Origin of the sequence: Pseudobythopirellula maris (genome assembly GCF_007859945.1) — a bacterium.
GTDB classification, from domain to species: Bacteria; Planctomycetota; Planctomycetia; order Pirellulales; family Lacipirellulaceae; genus Pseudobythopirellula; species Pseudobythopirellula maris.
Genome location: NZ_SJPQ01000004.1, coordinates 77334 through 94904, shown reverse-complemented (window position 1 = coordinate 94904; position 17571 = coordinate 77334). Strand labels below are relative to the sequence as shown.

Here is a 17571-nt window from a genome sequence, read left to right as displayed (position 1 = left end):
TCAGCCCCGCCGCACGGAGCCCGACAGCCCCCGCCAATATCTTTTTCTCGCCGCCAAAAGTACTGTTCGTAGGGCGTGAAACGTTGACAGCATCGCCCCCGCGGGCCTGTAATAAGGGGAATCCCCGGCGCCCCTCCTCTCCCAGCCCGAGCTACGCATCGTGACGACCCGACCGCACGACAGCGACCAGTCCATGGCCGACACGTCGAAGATCGACGCGCACGGATCGGTGACGCAGTGGATCGCCGATCTGAAGGACGGCGACGACAGCACGGCGCAGCAGGAGCTGTGGAATCGCTACTTCAGCCGCCTCGTGGCGTTCGCTCGGGTCAAACTGGGCAACGCCCCCCGCGGCGCCGAGGACGAGGAAGACGTAGCGCTCAGCGCCCTGGAGAGCTTGTTCCACGGCTTCGAGCGAGACCGTTTTCCGATGCTGGGCGACCGCGGCAACCTGTGGTCGCTGCTCGCCAAGATCACCGCCCGCAAGGCGATCAATCAGCGGGCCAAGCAGATGGCCCAGAAACGAGGCGGCGGCAAAGCCGCCCTCCGCATCGGCTCGGCCGAGGAGAGCATGGCCGGCGTCGACCCGGCCGACGACGACCTCGGCCCCGAGTTCCTCGTCGCGATGCAGGAAGAGTGCCAGCGGCTGATGTCGTCGCTGCCGGACGACACGCTCCGCGACATCGCGCAGCGCAAGCTCGAGGGCTGCACGAACGCCGAGATCGCCAGCCAGCTGGGCGTGGTCGAGCGGACGGTCGAGCGCAAGCTAGGCCTGATCCGCACCACTTGGGCGCCCGACTTGGCGGTTTGAGCCCGCCGGGCGTGGTCTTCTAGAGCATCCCCCAAAAAACTTCTGGCGCCCTGTCGGGGGCGCGTGGCGAAGGCTGATTGGCCCTACGGCGAGCGGTGGCGTCGCCCGGCGACGCCCCGCAGCCCCAGCCAAGCAAGCGCCAGCAACCAGCCGCTCGCCGGCTCGGGAGTCGCCGAAGATGCGCTCGGCGCCGAGACCGTGATCACCGCGTCGGGGTCGTCGCCCACGAGGTTGGTCTCGCGGTCGTCTGAGGCGTTGTGCAAGGGTTCGGTCCCGTCGCCGATGTCGACACCAAAGCGGACTTCGGTGGCGGTGGTCGCCAACAGAGATCCGACCGCCCCCATGTTGTCGCGCCACACGGTGAAGTCGGCAGCGTCGACCGTGCCGCTGGCGTTGCCGTCGGCGTGTGGTTCGGTCGATCCGAAAGCCGTGACCCAGGCGTCGAAGTCGTCCGAGTCAACGTCGTCGTCGAAATCGTAGTCGCCCTCGGCGACCGACACCTCGTTCACGCCGTATTCGCCCAATTGCAAGTACAACCCCACACTCGCCGAGGCGGCGACCGCACCGATGTCGAACGAAGCCAAACGCCAGGCCGGCTCGCCGTCGCCGGCGATCTCGCAATCCGATTCCGAGGACCCGCACGTCGGCCCGACGCCGCGCAGCGAGGCGTCGGGGTACAGCGTGAACGCGTGCAGCCCGATCAGCTCGTCGGCCATCGTGACCGACTCGCCGGCAGTGTGCTCGGAGGTGAGCGGGTGGGTCGACGACGAGTCGCGAATGTACTCGAAGCGATCGGTCGACAGGTCGATCGCGTTGTGGATCGCGATGGCCCCATCGACCAAGTCGACACCCGCTTTGTTGGCCACGATGTTGAGCGAAACGTTGCGGAACTTGGTCCCGGTGGTCGGCCGGCCCCAAAGGTGCAGCGTGGTTGTCTCACCCACGGTCATTCCCAGCGCGGGCGCCTCGGGCCCCGACGATCCGCTCGCCGAGGTCGACAGCCAGAAGTGCGCCTCGGCCGCCGCGGCAGTGGCGGGGGACACAATCGCCAGCAACAGCGTGAGCAGCGAGATCGTCCGTCGCGCGGGGGGTTGGGTCACGTGTCTCGCCCGAAAGGAGGATGGCCAGCGTCTCTCGACGACGCAGCCGGCGCTAAGAACGCCTGTTTACAAGCTAACCAGCCGCTCCGACTCCGCCAAGCTTGCGGCCCGGGAAAAGGACCCATCCCCGCGATTTCGGGCCCATACCCCGCCCGTCGGGCGCCACTTTTTGGGTCGATCATATCGCTACCGGCCCCCCTTCGTGGTTGTTAACCTAGATAGAACCCCGGCAGCGCAAGCCCCCGTCTCCCAAGACGCCATGTCTGTGAACACATCCCCGTCTCGCCAGCACTCGCGCCGAGCCCGGCTGACGCCCATGGCCAGCGTGCTAGTCGCGCTCGCGGCGGCGTATTTCGCGCCGTGCGGAGCGCTCGCGGTCACGACGTTGTATCAGGAGAATTTCGACAGCCTGCAACTGCAACCGTCCGTCGATGAAATCTTCCCATTCCCGAGGGCCTTCACCCACCAAGCGCCCCCCGGCTGGATACGTGACGCCTCCGACGTGCCCGGGGTGAACAGCCCCGACGTCGGCGTGTTCGAGTGGGAGGGGTGGTCGTTCGCGCATCGTGAATTCTGGACCGACGTGAACAAGCTCCCCAGCGGCGCCCCGAGCGGGCGTGAAGAGTTCCACCTCGGGCAGGGCACGATCGCGGTCGCCGACCCCGACTCGTGGAACGACCTGGGCGACCCGGCCAACACGCTCGGCTTCTACAACACGTTCCTCACCACGCCGCGGTTGCCGCTCGACGTTGTCGAGAGCGAGGAGCAGCTGCGGCTGGTGTTCGACAGCAGCTGGAAGGGGGGCTGCTGCGACGACGGCGAGGAGTTCGATCCCAACGGCAACAACCAGACCGGCGTCATCCGGGTGCGCACCTTCGACGCGAACAACACTTTCATCAACGACTTCGAGGTGTTGCGGTGGGAGTCGGACCCGGCGAACCCGCCCCTCCCCGGCGAGGGCATTGTCAAAACGGACAACTTCAACGAACGGGTCTACGTCGACCTGCTCGACCTGGGCGGCGTGTCGCTCAGCGAGCTCGTCGCGGCGGCCAGCACCGGCGGGGCGGCCTCGTTCGAGGTCGAGTTCGGCATGGAAGACGCCGGCGACGACGGCTGGTGGGGCGTCGACAACGTCGAGATGGCCGCCTACTCGCTGCTGCTGGGCGACATGAACCTGAGCGGCGACCTCGACGCGGGCGACATCGACGACTTCGCCCTCGCCCTGCTCGACTTCGACGCCTACCGCATGAAGAATTACGGCGAGTTCCCCGTCACGCGTGGCAGCCTGGACGGACGGTTCGACTTTGACGACATCGACTGGTTTGTCGGACTGATGGAGGGGAAAGGCTTTAGCAGTGTTTCGCAATCCTTGTCCTACGCTCTGGCCGGTGTGCCGGAACCAAGCAGCGGGGCGATCGCGCTGGTTGCGATCGGCGCAGCCGGCGTGCGGCGGCGGTTAGGACCCCGCGACCGATGAACCGCTCAGCTTCAGCGCGACGCGTCCGCACACGGGCATTCACCCTGGCGGAGCTGCTCACCGTCGTGGCGATCATCGCCGTGCTGATCGCGCTCTTGCTGCCTGCAGTGCAGGCAGCCCGCGAGGCGGCGAGACGGAGCCACTGCCAGAACAACCTCAAGCAGCAGATTTTGGCCGCACACGAGCACGAGTCGGCCTTCGGCCACCTGCCCGCCGGCGCCCGGTTGCATGAGAAGCAAAAGCAAGACGGACTCGCTTGGCGTGTGTCGCTCTTGCCGTTCGTCGAGGAGCAGGCGCTGTACGACGAGATCGAGCCGCTGGAGAATGGCGGCTTCCGCCAGAAGATGACCGCGCTGACCGCCCCCAGGGGTTTCCTCTGTCCCAGTTGGCCCAAGCCCCCCGAAGACGCCCAGGGCCCGTGGTCGAGTTATTACGGCGTGGCGGGCGCCGGGGCGACCGAAGAGGGGAACTGGAGCCTCGAACAGTTCATCAACGGCGATGTCGCCATCGACGGCGTGCTGCACGCCGAGGGGCCCACGCGGCTGGCCGAAGTGACCGACGGTGCGTCGCACACCCTGGCGATCGGCGAACAGTATTACTTGGCGTCATTGCGTCGGTTCAGCGTCGGGGCGATCTGGCTCGGCGCGATTGATGAGGAGGTCGCGACCTACGCCGTGCGCAACATCCGCTGGCCGATCAACGCCGACCACGAGAATTTCGGCTACTGCCGTTGCGACTGGGAGGCGCCCGCCGGCGCCGACCGCAGCATCCTGGCGAACGACCTCTTCTTCGGCAGCGCCCACCCCGGCGGCGCGCACTTCGCGCTGGCCGACGGCTCGGTGCGGTTCCTGAGCGATGGCGTCGAGTTCGACCTCTACAAGGCGATGGCGACCCGCAACGGCGGCGAGGCGCTCGACCGCTGAAGGGCGTCGATTCAGCGGCGTTCCAGGAGCAGGCTCGCCGCGTCTTGCAGATCGGCGCCCGGTTCGTCCAGCAACCGCTCAACCCGCTTGCGTTGCTCGTCCGAAGCCTCCAGCCGAACAGCCGACGAGTCAGCTAAGCCTTGTGCACGCGCCGTGAGGAGCGACTCAAACCGATCGATCCCGAGTTCGAGCGATTCCGGCGCCTCGGCCGCCAGCCCGTTGCGTAAGGCTAGCGCCTTCTCGTAATGAGCTTGGGCCAGCTTAAGTTCGCCGGCGTCTCGCTCGATCGCCGCCAACTCATAGAGCGTTGCCGCCAGAGCGACGCGTGTTTCGGCGCCCCCCTGCCCCGCCACCGCCATTTGCTCCCAAGCCTTGGCCGCGGCCTTCAGGTGCGGCGCTGCCCGCGAGGCTTGGTTCAATGCGACCAATAGGTCGGCGAGCGCCCGATTGCCCTCCGCTCGCTCCGCGGGCGCCAGGCTCTCGTCGGAATACTTCTGCGACAACGAGTCGTACCGCCGGTCGAGAAAATCTTCGATCAGCGTTTCGCGCCAGCCGGCCAGCTCACGCTCGGCGCCGGGGTCGGCGGCGAGGATCGCGTCGAGCCGCGCCCGCAGCCGGGCGCTCTCGGCGCCGCTGCGGTCGAGTTCCTCCTCGAAGCCGACGATCGTGCGGTCGCGCGCCGCGAGCTGCCTAGCGATCTCGGCGCGCTGCGAGTTGATCACCACCGCGGCCGTCGGACCCGCTACGGCAAGCACCGCCGTGAGCGCCGCCACGCCGGCGAGAGCCGGGTTGCGTCGCGACCACCGTCCGGCACGCGCGAGCGGCGAGAGCGGTCGGGCGTGGATCGGCTCGCCGCGCAGATACCGCCGCAGCTCGTCGGCCACTTCGCGGGCGGTGGCGTAACGGCGGCTCTGCTCGCGTTCCATGCACTTGGCGGTGAGCGTCGCCAGGTCGAGCGGCGCCCGCAGGTCGAGCCTCCGCAGGTTCGGCGCCTCGTCGACCAGCCGCTGCTGGATCTGGCTCTGCGCCGTGCCGCGGAACGGAAGCTCGCCCGAGAGCATCTGGAACAGCATGACGCCCAGCGAATAAACATCGCTGCGGCGGTCGACCCATTTGACTTGGCCGCCGGCCTGCTCGGGCGACATGTAGGCAGGCGTGCCGAGGACCTGGCCCTCGACGGTCATCGTGATCTCGCCCGTCTCGCGTTTCGCCAAGCCGAAGTCCATCAGGTAGGGACGGCCGCCATCGTCGATCATCACGTTCGATGGTTTCAGATCGCGATGCACCACGCCGCGCTCGTGGGCGTAGTCGAGCGCGTCGGCCACCACGGCGAGCAGCTCGGCCGTCTCACGGGGCGAGTGCTTGCGGCCCTTGATGCGGTCGGACAAAGGCTCGCCGCGGATCAGCTCGCTGACGATGAAGATCGTCTCGCCGTCGCGTCCCACCTCGTGAACCGGCACGATGTGCGGGTGGGCGAGCTGGGCCGCTGCCCGCGCCTCGCGGAAGAACAGCTCCATCTCGTGCGGCAGCAGCTGGCCACGGCGTGGGATCTTGACCGCCACCACGCGGTCGAGCTCGGCGTCGTACGCCTTCCAGACCGAGCCGAAACCGCCGAGCCCCAGACGCGAGACAAGGTCGAACCGACCGATGCGTTGCAGCGGCCGCATCGAGCGTTCGTCGTCGCCCTGGTCGACGAGACTAAAATTGCTGCCGCAGGCGTCGCAGGTGATCTCCTCGAGCGGGGCGTCGGCCAGCAGTTCGAGGGCGTTCTCGCAGTGGGGGCAGCGGATCTGCAAGCCGCCGCTCGTCGAGCGTTTGGTCCGTTTGTAGGCGACCGTCTTCCCTTCGCCGGGGTCTTCGGTGGCGGCGCGGTAGGCGTCGCGGATCGCCTCGAGCTCCGCACGCAGCGCGTCGCGGGCGCCCTCGGGAACGGCCTGAAGGTGCGGCGCCAAATCGGGCGCCGGGCCCTCGCGGCAGAGCGCCTCGTAGCGGTCGCACGCCTCGTCGACGAGCCGCAGCGTCTCGAGCGAGGCCCTCGGTTGGTTTGATGAGGCTTGCTGGTCCAACGACTCGATCCTTGAACAGGTCTCCGCCAGGCGGCGCATGGGCGGCCGCCGGGACGGTCTCACCCTCGTTATCGTACCCACAACACCCGCCGCCATCCCACCACGGTTCTCTCAATCGGTCCTAGCAACAATTGGCCGTATCCCCCGAGCAGACTCATCGCCGGCAGTGAATTAATAAGCGGCTGGCGGCGATTCTGCTTGCCACGGGGGATTCTGGCGTGGTTTCCACCAAGTGGGCCGTCCGGCGTTCGCTTGAAGATCGGCTGTCGATTTGCGACACTCTAGTATTGTTCCCCAGGCGTGGGGACGACCTATGCAGAACCGCGAGCTGACGATTCGGATGGAAATCTGGCCTGCTATCGACCTGAGGGGGGGCAACTGTGTGCGCCTGCGTCAGGGCGACTACGAACAAGAAACCGTTTTCGCCTCGGAGCCGGCCGAGGTGGCCCGCCGCTTCCAGCAGGAAGGCGCCAAGCGGCTGCACGTGGTCGATCTCGACGGCGCCCGCGAGGGAACGCCCGTCAACCTGCCCGCCGTGCAGGAGATCCTCGAGGCGGTCAATCTCACGATCGAGCTGGGTGGCGGCATCCGCGACGAGCAATCGATCTCCGAGCTCCTCGACTTCGGCGTCGACCGGCTCGTGGTCGGCACCTCGGCGATCAAGCACACCGATTGGTTCCAGGAGGTGGTGCGCAAGTTCCCCGGCAAGCTCGTATTGGGCATCGACGCCCGCGACGGCCGCGTCGCTACCGACGGCTGGCTCGAGACCAGCGATCTGGGCGCCGTGGAACTCGCCCAGCGGTTCAGCGACGAGCCGCTCGCCGCGATCGTCTACACCGACATCGCTACCGACGGCATGATGCGTGGGCCCAACGTGGAGGCGATGGCCGAGATGCAGCGGGCGGTCAGTGTGCCGGTCGTCGCTTCGGGCGGCGTGACCACGGCCCAAGACGTGCGTGAGCTCGCCGACGCCGGCCTGGCGGCCTGCATCATCGGCCGGGCCTTGTACGAGGGTTCGCTCACGATGGCCGACGCCATCGCGGCGGCGGGCGACGGCTGATCCCGCTTTGAGGCGCGCCCGCTCCAGCGTCTGGTTATTCAACAGGCGTCTGGTCCCCCGTGTTGCGTTGTGCAACACCTCTCGCCCCTGCGGCGATCGCCGCTCGGTTCTTTCTTTCCCGATCTGAGAAACCGATCGTAAAGAGGTTGGTCGCGCGACAGGCGGCGTGTAGCTTGGGCCAAGACGCGCCGCTGTCAGGGGCTGGCCGGCGCCAATTCTCTATGCGGATCACTAACGCCTGATTCTTAGGCGTGACGGTGTCGTATCGGTCTCCGCTAAGCCGCTGGCCGATGCCTCTCTGCGAACCAATGCGCGCCAATCGCCTTTTTGGCTCTTGCCTTTCCATCGAACTTTTCGAGGTCACGCTATGCACCGGTTTCTTATTGCTTACGTCTTCCTTCTCACCAGCCCCGCGGTCGCGTCGGCGGCGTTCACCGACTTTGGAGACTTGACTCTCGCAACAACTTACCCAGCCGGCTCCAGCATCGTCTCGAACGGGATCGCGCTCGATGTCGTCAAATTCCCGAGCACGGGATACGGCACTCCTATCAGGGTCGGAAATTATGGATCGGCAGGCGGTGACGGCCTGGAGTTGTCGCTGCCCAACACGATCGGCGTTGAGTTCCAGCTCCCCCGAGGAGCCGAGGAGATCTCGTTGGACTACGGCGCCTATTGCTGCCACGAAGCGATCGTCGTGAACGGCGTCGCTTCGATCCCGGGGCAAGACTTCAGCGACGTGGCTGGCGCGATGATCGGCGGCGCGTCGGTCTCGGTCGTATCGACAGGAACGTCCGGGGGCTCACAAGGGAGGATCACGATCACCGGACCCATTGTCTCGTTCGCCATCGGTGGCACCGAGTTCGCTATCGACAACGTGAGGGTCGTCGTCCCCGAGCCCGGCGCCATGGGGCTGTTGCTAATGGCTGCGCCGATAGCGGTACGCCGTCGCCAACGCTCGCATCCGGCATGAGCGGCGGCTCAGCGTAGTACAATCCCTACCGCCACCCGCTGCTGTGTGGTGGTCCGCCCCACTCGGCGTGAATTCACAGGCGCCGACTCGCGGCGTGGCGTAGGGTTTAGGTTAGACCCCGAGAGCGGCCCGTCAGGAGCGACCTCCAGCCTGAGCCGCTCTTGGGGAAAGGTTTCACCACCCCCGAGGGATCGCTGCGCCTATGCTGACTGTTTTCACCACCGGCGGACAACTCACGGCCTTCAATAATCTGTCGAACGCCCAGGATCGCTTGGGGGATACCACCGAGCGGCTCTCGACCGGTCTGCGGATCAACCAAGGCAGCGACGACCCGGCGGGCTTGTTCGCCGCCGAGAGCATCCGCGGCGATCTGACGGTGATCGGCGCCGAGCGTCGCTCGGCGAGCGCGGAGCGTTACCAATTGAACCTGCAGCAGAGCGGCCGTCAGCAAGCGACCGGCGTGTTGCAAGAGGTCCGCGGCTTGGTGGTCGAGGCGGCCGGTGACACATCGACGCCCGAGCAACGCATGGCGATCCAAACGCAGATCGACTCGTCGCTCGACGCGCTGCGCCAAATCGAGAACACGACCGGCGTCTCCTTCTCGGCCGATTTGGAGGGGCTCGCCTCGGGCGGCTCGGCCAACGCGGTCGACGGCGACGCGGCCGCCGCCCAAGAGGTGGTCGACAACGAGATCGACGCACTGACCGCCGCCAGCGCCGAGGCGGGCGCCTACGAGAAGTACACGCTCGACGTTGACGAGCAACTGGCTCAAGACCGCGAGGTGGTCCTCGCGCGCGCCTTGAGCGAAACGGTCGACGCCGACTTCGCCGAAGAAAGCTCGAACCTCACCAAGAACCAGATCTTGTTCCAAACGGCGATCAAGACGTTCGGCGTCCTCGACCGCACCCGCGGCGAGGCGATCCTCGAGCTGCTGGGCTAACGCACACAAAAAAAGCCGCCGACTTTCGTCGGCGGCTTGGTGTTTCTCTCTGTTGTAGCTCGCTCAGACGGCGCCGAACTCCGGACGACGACGGCCCAGCTGGTTCTGCAACCGCTGCACGATGGCCGAGTGCATCTGGCTCACGCGGCTCTCGGAGAGGTCCAAGGTGGCGCCGATCTCCTTCATCGTCAGTTCCTCGTAGTAATAGAGGATGATGATGAGCCGCTCGTTGCGGTTGAGGCCCTTCGTGACGAGGCGCATCAGGTCCGACTTCTGGACTCGCCTGGTCGGGTCCTCGCCCTTCTTGTCCTCGAGGATGTCGATCTCGCGGACGTCCTTGTAGCTGTCGGTCTCGTACCACTTCTTGTTCAGGCTGATCAGGCCGACGGCGTTCGCCTCGCGGATCATCTTCTCGAGTTCGGGGACCGACATCTCCATCTTCTCGGCCAGTTCGATCTCGGTGGGCGAGCGGCCTAGCTTGGTCTCGAGCTGCTTGACGCCCTCGTTGAGCTTGCTCGCCTTGGAGCGGACCAGACGCGGCACCCAGTCCATGCTGCGCAGCTCGTCGAGCATGGCGCCGCGGATGCGGGGGACGCAGTAGGTCTCGAACTTGACGCCGCGTTCGAGGTCGAAGGCGTTGATCGCGTCCATCAGGCCGAACACACCGGCCGAGATCAGGTCGTCGAGCTCGACGCCGTCTGGCAGGCGGTTCCAGATCCGCTCGCCGTTGTACTTGACCAGCGGGATGTAGTTTTCCACCAGCCGATTGCGGAGCGACTTGTTGCCCGGATCGGCTTTGTACTGTTTGAAGAGCTCGATCATCTCGGCGGCCCGGATCTCCTTGGCCCTCTGAGCCGGGGTGATCTCGTTATCTTCGACCGTCGAAGCGGCGGCCGTTGAAATAACGGCGGCCGTTTTGGATACGGAACTCGTTGCGGTAGCGGTCGCGGTCATGCATTCCTCCGTGAATCACCGATCGTCGGGAATCCTTTCCCGACGCGGCCGTTCGCTCGTTACATTTTTATTCTTCTCTCAACGCCCGGCTCTCGCTCTCGATCGTCTCAGCGTCTCGCGGTCCTGCGGGGAGTCACGCCTTCGGATCCGAATCCGACGGCGCGGCCAGCAGGTCTGCCTCCGCGAGTTGCTTCTCGAGACGCCAGCGGACCGATTCGTCCACCGTGGTCTCGGCAATCTGTCCTACCACTGCTCCCACGGCCGCAAGGGCCGCCATCGCCAGAAGCGCGTCGGTCGCGGTTCCCTCGAGTCCCGAGCCCGCAAAGACTCCCCGCGCCAGCGTGACCGCCGCCGCAAGAAATCCCAGCACACCCGCGTAAACTCGAGCCACGTCCCGTCTCGCCTGAGGCCTCAAACTCCGAGCAACCGGCCCATCTTAACGCGAGTGGGCGCGGCGGTCTGACTGAGTCATTCATCGGCGCCCTCTTGGGTTCAACTTGAAACGATTGTGAGAAAAATGCACGAAGCTCTCAGGCGGCGCCGCGGAGCGCGAGGCGATTGGTCGCTCGCGCGGCGGTCCAGCCGCGGATGCCTTGCGCCAGCTCGGCCACGCCCGACGGCGTGGCGCGGCCCGTGGCCTCGCCCTCCATCACCGAGCAGGCCAAAGCGAGCGCTGCTTGCAGGTGCTGCTGGCACGCCAACGCGACGCAGCGGTGCACGCCCGCGGCGTGCTGGGCGTCGCGGCAGCGGTTGGCCACCAGTTGCACGGCGTGTTGGCCCTGGGCGTGGAGGCGTTTGGCGGTCGCGTAGGCGTCGAGCACCGCCAGCCGGTCGGGCGTCGTGACGAGCAGCACGAGGTCGGCCCGGCGGCAGACCCGCTGCGACCAGGGCGCCAGGCCGGGGCCGGTGTCGACGATCGCCAGGTCGGCCTTGCCGGCGAGCCTCGCGAGGCCGGCGACCAAGCGGTCGGCGGCCGCGCCGTCGAGCGGCGTTCTCGGCTCCGAGCCGCGGGCGCCCGGCAACAGCCGCACGCCCTCGGGGGTGATCGTCACGAGGTCTTCGGCGTGTGCGGTCTCGTCCAACAAGGCGAGCAGGTCGGCGTTGTCGGTGGCGGCGACCCCGGCGATCGTGGCCAGGTCGGCCTGCACCGGGTGGGCGTCGACCGCCACAGGCCGGACGCCCGCCTCGGTCAATGCGCAGGCCAGCGACCAGGCGAGCGTCGAGGCGCCCACGCCCCCCTTGCCGCCCACCACGGCGATCAGCGGCAGCGGCTCGTCGGCCGCCGGTGCGACCATCAGCTCACGCAGGTGCGCGGCTTGGTCGCCGGGATCGGCGGCGGGACGTTTCGGTTTACGGCGACGGCTCAAGCGGCACGGCCCTCGCTAGCGTCGCCCATTCCTACGGGACCCTCTCCCGCGGGGCTCATGCCCGTGACCAATCGGGCCAGCCCTTCGGGCTCCGCCACGCGGATGTCGTCCGGCACGTTTTGGCCGTCGGTCAGGTAGCTGATCGGCAAATCGCTCGACTCGGCAAAGCCGAGCAGGTGGCCCAGGCAGGGCGCCTCGTCGAGCTTGGTGAGCAGCACCGAGGTGACGCCGACCGGCGCGAACCGCTCGACCGCCTGCGAGAGCCCGCGCGGCGTGGTCGGCACGCTCAGCACGAGGTGCACCTCGTCCGGCTGGGCCTCGGCCAGCAACGCCCGCAATTCCTGCACACGCACGGCGTCTTTGGGGCTGCGGCCGGCGGTGTCCATCAGCACCAGGTCGAGGTGCGAAAGCCGTTCGACCGCCTCGCGCATCTCGCGCGGCGTGGAGACGACCTCCATCGGCAAGTCGATGATGTCGGCGTAAGTGCGCAGCTGCTCGACGGCGGCCACGCGGTAGGTGTCGACCGTGATCAGCCCGACACGCAGCTTGTCGCGTAAGCGGAAGTTGGCGGCCAGCTTGGCGATGGTCGTCGTCTTGCCCACGCCGGTGGGGCCCACCAGGGCGACGGTGCGGCAGGCGCCGGGTTGTGTCGCGATCGGCCCGCCGGCGGTGAGCCGTCGCTCGACCTCGCTCAGCAGGCGTTGCCGCAGCAGGTGAGGGTTGCTCGTCGCCTCGGGCTCGAGCCCTTGAGTGACTCGCTCGAGCAAGCCCCGCGCGATCCGCTCGTCGACGTCCGCCTCGAGCAAGTCGGTAAACAGTGCGAAGAGCGTTTCGGGCAACGGCTTCTCGGCGGGCTTTTCGGCGGGCGCCTCGCCCGCTTGCATCCGGCGGAAGTCTTCGCGGTACTGGGCGGCGTAGTCGGCGAACGGTGAGGGCTCGGGCTCGGACTTCTCTTCGACGCAAGCGTCGAAGAAATCGTCCGGCGCCGGCTCGCTCGGTCCGGCCTGGGGGCGGTCTTGGAACTCGTCGTCAATAGTCGCCGAGAAAATCGGCGGCAGCAGCGAGTCGGTCGGCTCGGCGAAACGGCTCGGCACACTCGCCGTCGCCGAGGCGGCAACCTCCACGCGGCGCCCACCCCAAGCACGGCCCCACAGCCCACCGCCCACCTCCTTGGTGTGCAACACCGAGGCGTCGGGCCCCAACTCGTCGCGCACCAAGCGGAGCGCGTCGCGGAGCGTTTTGGCTCGATAGGTTCTTACGTCAGACATACGTGTGCGGGATTTGGATTGCGAGTTCGGAGTGTTCTTCAGCGTCGGACGGCATCGAATGCTTTAGGGGTGGATCGTCACGGAACGCGCAAGCAAGCCGCGTCCTGATTACCGCATTTAGCCATCGGTCACCATGCCGTGTGTCACGACGCTCGTGTCGCGTGTCACCTCGTTGAAGCTCAGCACCACGAGTTGCGGCAACTGACTCTCGCTGATCTGTTTGAGCGCGGCGCGGATCTGCGGGCTCACGAGCACCACGGGCGAGTGGCCCTCGGCGGTTAGTTTGGCGACCGACTCGCGGATTCGCTCGCACAGCTTCTCGATCGACTGCGGCGGCATCCGCACGAACAAGCCGCGCTCGGTGTGCTCGAAGCCGGCCCGCACCTTGTCCTCGAGCGCCGGCTCGAACGCCACGACGTGCAATTGGCTGTCCCTGTCGCGGTAGCGGGTGCAGATCTGTCGCGCCAAGCGATGCCGCACGTACTCGGTGAGCAAGATCGGGTCTTTGGACTTGGGGGCGTAGTCGCCCAAGGTCTCGAGGATCAACGCCAGCTGGCGGATCGAGACCTGTTCTTGCAGCAGCTTCTGCAACACGCCCTGCACCTCGGCCAGGCTCATCACGGCGGGGATCAGCTCGTCGACCACCGCCGGCGAGTCGGTCTTCAGCTCGTCGACCAGGTGCTTGGTCGCGTCTCGGGTGAGGATCTCGTCCGCGTGACGGCGGCAGACCTCGGTCAGGTGCGTGGCGAGCACGGCGCCCGGCTCCACGACGGTGTAGCCGAGCATCTCGGCCTGATCTTGCTTGCCAGGAACGATCCACATCGCGTCGGCGCCGAACGCCGGGTCTTTGGTCGGCAGGCCGTCGATTTTCCCGGTGGTGAGCCCGCTGTCGATCGCCATCATCATGCCGGGCTCGACCGTGTCGACGGCGATCGGCATGTCGGCGATCTTGATGCGGTACTGGTTCGGCTCGAGCCGCATGTTGTCGCGGATACGCACCTTCGGCATGATCAGGCCGACCTCGCTGGCGATGCTCTGCCGCACGCGTTGCACGCGGCCCAGGAGGTCGCCGCCGCGGTTGGGATCGGCCAAGCGGATGAGCCCCACGCCGAGCTCGATCTCCATCGGGTCGACCGTCAGGTAGTCTTCGACACGCTCCTCGGCAGGTTCCTTGGCGGCCAGCTCCTCTTCGGTCGGCTTGTCCGCCTCGGCTTTCTCGCGCCGCGACAGCACCAGCGCCAAACCGAAACAGCCCGAGCCGAGCGCCAACAGCGGCACGCGCGGCAGGCTGGTGAAGATCAAGATCGTGAGGAACCCGCCCGCCACGGCCAGCGCCTGCGGCTTGGAGAAGAGCTGCTGCAGGAACTCTTGCGGCATGTTCGTGCGTTGCGTGCTGCGGGTGACCAACAGGCCGGCGGCGAGCGAGATCAGGAACGCCGGCACCTGGCTCACCAAGCCGTCGCCGATTGTGAGCCGGGTGAACAGCTCGCCCGCCTCGAAGGGCGACATGCCCTCTTCGGCGACTCCGATGATCAGGCCGCCGACGATGTTGATCAACGTGATGATGATGCCGGCGATCGCGTCGCCGCGCACGAACTTGCTGGCGCCGTCCATCGAGCCGAAGAAGTCGGCCTGCTGGGTGATCTCGAGCCTGCGTTCCTGGGCTTGTTTCTCGTTGATGACGCCGGCGTTCAGGTCGGCGTCGATCGCCATCTGCTTGCCGGGCATGCCGTCCAAGGCGAAGCGGGCGCCGACCTCACTGATGCGCGTGGCGCCCTTCGTGATGACCATGAACTGGATCACCACGATGATGATAAAAATGATCAGCCCGACCACGATCTTGTCGCCCGCCACGAAGTCGGAGAACGCCATGATCACGCCGCCGGCGGCGCCCATCTTGGCGCTGGCGGCCTGGGTGAGGATCAAACGCGTGGTGGCCACGTTGAGCACCAGGCGCGCGAGCGTGGTGGCCAGCAGCAGCGAGGGGAACACGCTGAAATCGAGCGGCGAACGAACGTAGATCGTCGTCAGCAGCACGATCACCGCCACGGTGATGTTGCCCGCGAGCAGCACGTCCATCAGCGAGGCCGGCAGCGGCACCATGATCACCAGCACGCTGGCGATAATCGCCACCGGCAGGATCAGGTCGGTGTACCGCGACAGCGGCGAGGCGGTCGCGTCGCTATTCGGCGCCGAAGGCATGGGTATAAGCGGCGGAAGGGGGCCCGCTCGCGTGGTTCTTGGTGCGTTTCGAAGTTTCCACCCGAAGGCGGAGGGAGCGGGAAACTATTGAAAGGCGCTCGCACTGTCCAGAGCGACGGTCCCTAAAGACGAACGAAAGCTGCCAAACGCTAACTCACCAGCACTCGCGCAAGCAGCGTGCGATAGGAGCCGGCGGGCGTGAGCCGCCGGCTCGCGTCGCGCTGCTAGCAACGCCGCTCGACGGCGCCGAGGGGGCGGACACTTGCGGCCAGCGTGACGCGGCGGGATACTCGCCTTTAGTGGCGCCAGCACGGCGCCCCTGAATACGCCCCCACCCCACCGTGACCCCCCTCCACCAGGAGCCCCCAGCGATGAAGCGAGCCAAGATCACGATCGTCGGCGCCGGCAATGTCGGCGCCACCTGCGCCCATTGGTGCGCCGCGGCCGAGTTGGGAGACATCGTGCTCTTGGACATCCCGGGCGAAATGGCCGACATGCCCCGCGGCAAGGCGCTCGACCTGATGGAGTCGTCGCCGATCTTCGGTTTCGACTCGAACATCATTGGCACCAACGACTACGCCGACACGGCCGGCAGCGACGTGGTGGTGATCACCGCCGGCATCCCCCGCAAGCCGGGCATGAGCCGCGATGATCTCTTGGCCACGAACGCCAAGATCATGGGCCTGGTTTGTGAGCAGGTCAAAGCGACCAGCCCCGAAGCCGTGGTGATCGTCGTGAGCAACCCGCTCGACGCGATGGTGCAGCGGGCCCTGCAGGTCACGGGTTTCCCCCCCGCACGGGTGATCGGCCAGGCCGGCGTGCTGGACACGGCCCGCTACCGCTCTTTCTTGGCGATGGAGCTCGGCGTGAGCGTCGAGGACGTGTCGGCCCTCCTGATGGGCGGCCACGGCGACACGATGGTGCCGCTGGCCAGCTGCACCTCGGTGGGCGGCATCCCCGTGCAACAGCTCGTGCCGCAAGACCGCTTGGACGAGATCATCGACCGCGCCCGCAAGGGCGGAGCCGAGATCGTCGGCCTGCTGAAGACCGGCAGCGCCTACTACGCCCCGGCCGGAGCGACCGCGCAGATGGTCGAGGCGATCATCCGCGACAAGAAGCGGCTGATCCCCTGCGCGGCGTACTGCGACAAGGAGTACGGCGTTGGCGGATTCTACGTCGGCGTGCCCGTGGTGCTGGGCACCGGCGGCGTCGAGAAGATCGTCGAGATCGACCTGAATGACTCGGAGAAGGCGGCGTTCCAGAAGAGCGTCGACGCCGTCAAGGAGTTGGTCGAGACGATGGCGACGTTGGTCTGACAACCACCCGTCGGCGCGAGCAACGAGCAACCGCCGTCGTGCTAGCAGTCGTCGCCCGTTTCTGTTGGGCGCAAACTGGTTTGTGCACGCCCGTTTGCGTTGACGATTTTGCGAGGCTGGTCTACAGTCCGCTCTTATCGCTTTGGTTGAACCGTCGGCGCGAGCCCACATCGCGCCGACGGGGGCCAACCTCACAGCGTCGCCGCCGAGTCGTCACTCGGCGCGGCATCCCGCCTTCACCCGATCCCAGCCACCCCGGGTTTTCTTCCGCCATGATTCGCCAAGAGTCGCTCGCCGTGTTGAGCACGATGGATGACGAAACGCTTCTGCGTCCCACGGCGCACCCCGAGCAATGGCGTTCGGCCTTTGATGCATGCGACGAGCCGCGGGCGCCGGTGGCGGCGTTCTCGCCGACCGGCTACGAAGCGGGCTACGCTTACCCATTGGTGGTCTGGCTGCACAGCAGCGGCGCCTCGGAAGAGGAACTCGCCACCGTGCTGCCGCACGTCAGCTGCCGCAACCACGTTGGCGTGGCGCCGCGCGGCGTGGCGCCCTCGAGCCTGGGCCGCGGCTACGCCTGGCGTGGCGATCGCGACGGCTACGCCGCCGCCGAGGAGTCTGTTTTCACGGCGATCGACTCGGTCAAGAACAGGTTCCACATCCACAACAACCGCGTGTTTGTTGCGGGAGTCGGCGTCGGCGGCACCACGGCGGTCCGTTTGGCGTTGGCCCACCCAGACCGCTTCGCCGGGGCGGCCACGTTCGGCGGCCCGCTGCCAACCGGCGACAGGCTGCTGCGTCGGGTGAACGAGGCCCGCGAGTTGCCGCTGCTGATCGCCGCAAGCCGCAAGAGCGACGCCTACCCCGAGGGACGCGTTTGCGAGGACCTGCGGCTGCTGCACTCGGCCGGCTGCCGCGTGGCGGTCCGCCAGTACCCGGGCGACGACGACCTGACGACTGCAATGCTGTCGGACCTCGATCGCTGGATCATGGACCACGTCTGCGGCGTCAACGCGACTAGTGCGAATCGCACGGATGCGTAGCGTGCTTGGCGGTGTGATGCGGCGTCGTTTCGGCGGATGCAACGCTACGGCTATCGGAAGCACGCACTAAAGCG

The 17571-nt window shown here is 67.0% G+C and carries 15 protein-coding genes; 8 read left to right on the top strand and 7 right to left on the bottom strand.

Translation table 11 applies throughout. From position 1 onward, the window contains the following. Window positions 1-160 precede the first annotated feature (160 nt). Window positions 161-811 (top strand): ECF-type sigma factor, encoded by a 651-nt coding sequence (locus Mal64_RS16660; protein ID WP_197525837.1) that lies wholly within the window; start codon window positions 161-163, stop codon window positions 809-811. An 83-nt stretch (window positions 812-894) separates the two neighbouring features. Here the strand turns inward: Mal64_RS16660 and Mal64_RS16655 are convergent, their stop codons facing one another. Then, window positions 895-1911 carry a hypothetical protein gene (locus Mal64_RS16655; RefSeq protein WP_146402385.1) on the bottom strand — a complete coding sequence of 339 codons (1017 nt, stop codon included), beginning with the start codon at window positions 1909-1911 and terminating at the stop codon, window positions 895-897. 316 nt (window positions 1912-2227) lie between these two features. On the opposite strand from Mal64_RS16655, the gene Mal64_RS16650 reads away from it, so the two are divergent. Together Mal64_RS16650 and Mal64_RS16645 are read left to right on the top strand one after the other, a co-directional pair. Continuing rightward, complete coding sequence (locus Mal64_RS16650) at window positions 2228-3388, top strand: PEP-CTERM sorting domain-containing protein (protein WP_146402383.1); 1161 nt, start codon at window positions 2228-2230, stop codon at window positions 3386-3388. After that, a complete protein-coding gene (locus Mal64_RS16645; protein ID WP_146402381.1) occupies window positions 3385-4311 on the top strand; it encodes a DUF1559 domain-containing protein in 927 nt (308 codons plus the stop codon). The genes Mal64_RS16650 and Mal64_RS16645 overlap by 4 nt, the downstream gene beginning before the upstream one ends. 11 nt (window positions 4312-4322) lie before the next feature. On the opposite strand, the gene Mal64_RS16640 is transcribed toward Mal64_RS16645, so the two are convergent. Next, window positions 4323-6377, bottom strand: coding sequence for a serine/threonine-protein kinase (locus Mal64_RS16640; RefSeq protein ID WP_197525836.1), 2055 nt, complete (start codon window positions 6375-6377; stop codon window positions 4323-4325). 340 nt (window positions 6378-6717) lie between these two features. On the opposite strand from Mal64_RS16640, the gene hisA reads away from it, so the two are divergent. From hisA to Mal64_RS16625, 3 genes are all read left to right on the top strand, one after another. Further along, window positions 6718-7437, top strand: a complete 720-nt coding sequence (gene hisA / locus Mal64_RS16635; RefSeq protein ID WP_146402376.1) for a 1-(5-phosphoribosyl)-5-[(5-phosphoribosylamino)methylideneamino]imidazole-4-carboxamide isomerase — start codon at window positions 6718-6720, stop codon at window positions 7435-7437. Between the two features lie 367 nt (window positions 7438-7804). Further along, window positions 7805-8407: a hypothetical protein gene (locus Mal64_RS16630; RefSeq protein WP_146402374.1), complete on the top strand. Its 603-nt coding sequence runs from the start codon at window positions 7805-7807 to the stop codon at window positions 8405-8407. Between the two features lie 202 nt (window positions 8408-8609). Then, on the top strand, window positions 8610-9347 hold the full coding sequence (locus Mal64_RS16625; RefSeq protein WP_146402371.1) for a flagellin: 738 nt from the start codon (window positions 8610-8612) through the stop codon (window positions 9345-9347). A 63-nt stretch (window positions 9348-9410) separates the two neighbouring features. On the opposite strand, the gene Mal64_RS16620 is transcribed toward Mal64_RS16625, so the two are convergent. The 5 genes from Mal64_RS16620 to flhA all read right to left on the bottom strand — a co-directional run bounded on the left by Mal64_RS16620 (window position 9411) and on the right by flhA (window position 15138). Beyond that, window positions 9411-10169, bottom strand: a complete 759-nt coding sequence (locus Mal64_RS16620) for a FliA/WhiG family RNA polymerase sigma factor (RefSeq protein ID WP_146403179.1) — start codon at window positions 10167-10169, stop codon at window positions 9411-9413. 265 nt (window positions 10170-10434) lie between these two features. Beyond that, on the bottom strand, window positions 10435-10692 hold the full coding sequence (locus Mal64_RS16615; RefSeq protein ID WP_146402369.1) for a hypothetical protein: 258 nt from the start codon (window positions 10690-10692) through the stop codon (window positions 10435-10437). A 139-nt stretch (window positions 10693-10831) separates the two neighbouring features. Beyond that, window positions 10832-11668, bottom strand: a complete 837-nt coding sequence (locus Mal64_RS16610; RefSeq protein ID WP_146402367.1) for a MinD/ParA family ATP-binding protein — start codon at window positions 11666-11668, stop codon at window positions 10832-10834. After that, a complete protein-coding gene (gene flhF, locus Mal64_RS16605) occupies window positions 11665-12936 on the bottom strand; it encodes a flagellar biosynthesis protein FlhF (protein ID WP_146402365.1) in 1272 nt (423 codons plus the stop codon). Before flhF ends, Mal64_RS16610 begins: the two co-directional genes overlap by 4 nt. 117 nt (window positions 12937-13053) lie before the next feature. Beyond that, window positions 13054-15138, bottom strand: a complete 2085-nt coding sequence (flhA, locus tag Mal64_RS16600; RefSeq protein WP_146402363.1) for a flagellar biosynthesis protein FlhA — start codon at window positions 15136-15138, stop codon at window positions 13054-13056. A gap of 371 nt (window positions 15139-15509) precedes the next feature. Here flhA and mdh point away from each other — a divergent pair, with 371 nt between their 5' ends. Both mdh and Mal64_RS16590 read left to right on the top strand, forming a co-directional pair. Beyond that, window positions 15510-16454: a malate dehydrogenase gene (mdh, locus tag Mal64_RS16595; protein WP_146402361.1), complete on the top strand. Its 945-nt coding sequence runs from the start codon at window positions 15510-15512 to the stop codon at window positions 16452-16454. A 272-nt stretch (window positions 16455-16726) separates the two neighbouring features. Continuing rightward, complete coding sequence (locus tag Mal64_RS16590; RefSeq protein ID WP_146402359.1) at window positions 16727-17497, top strand: alpha/beta hydrolase; 771 nt, start codon at window positions 16727-16729, stop codon at window positions 17495-17497. Window positions 17498-17571 lie beyond the last annotated feature (74 nt).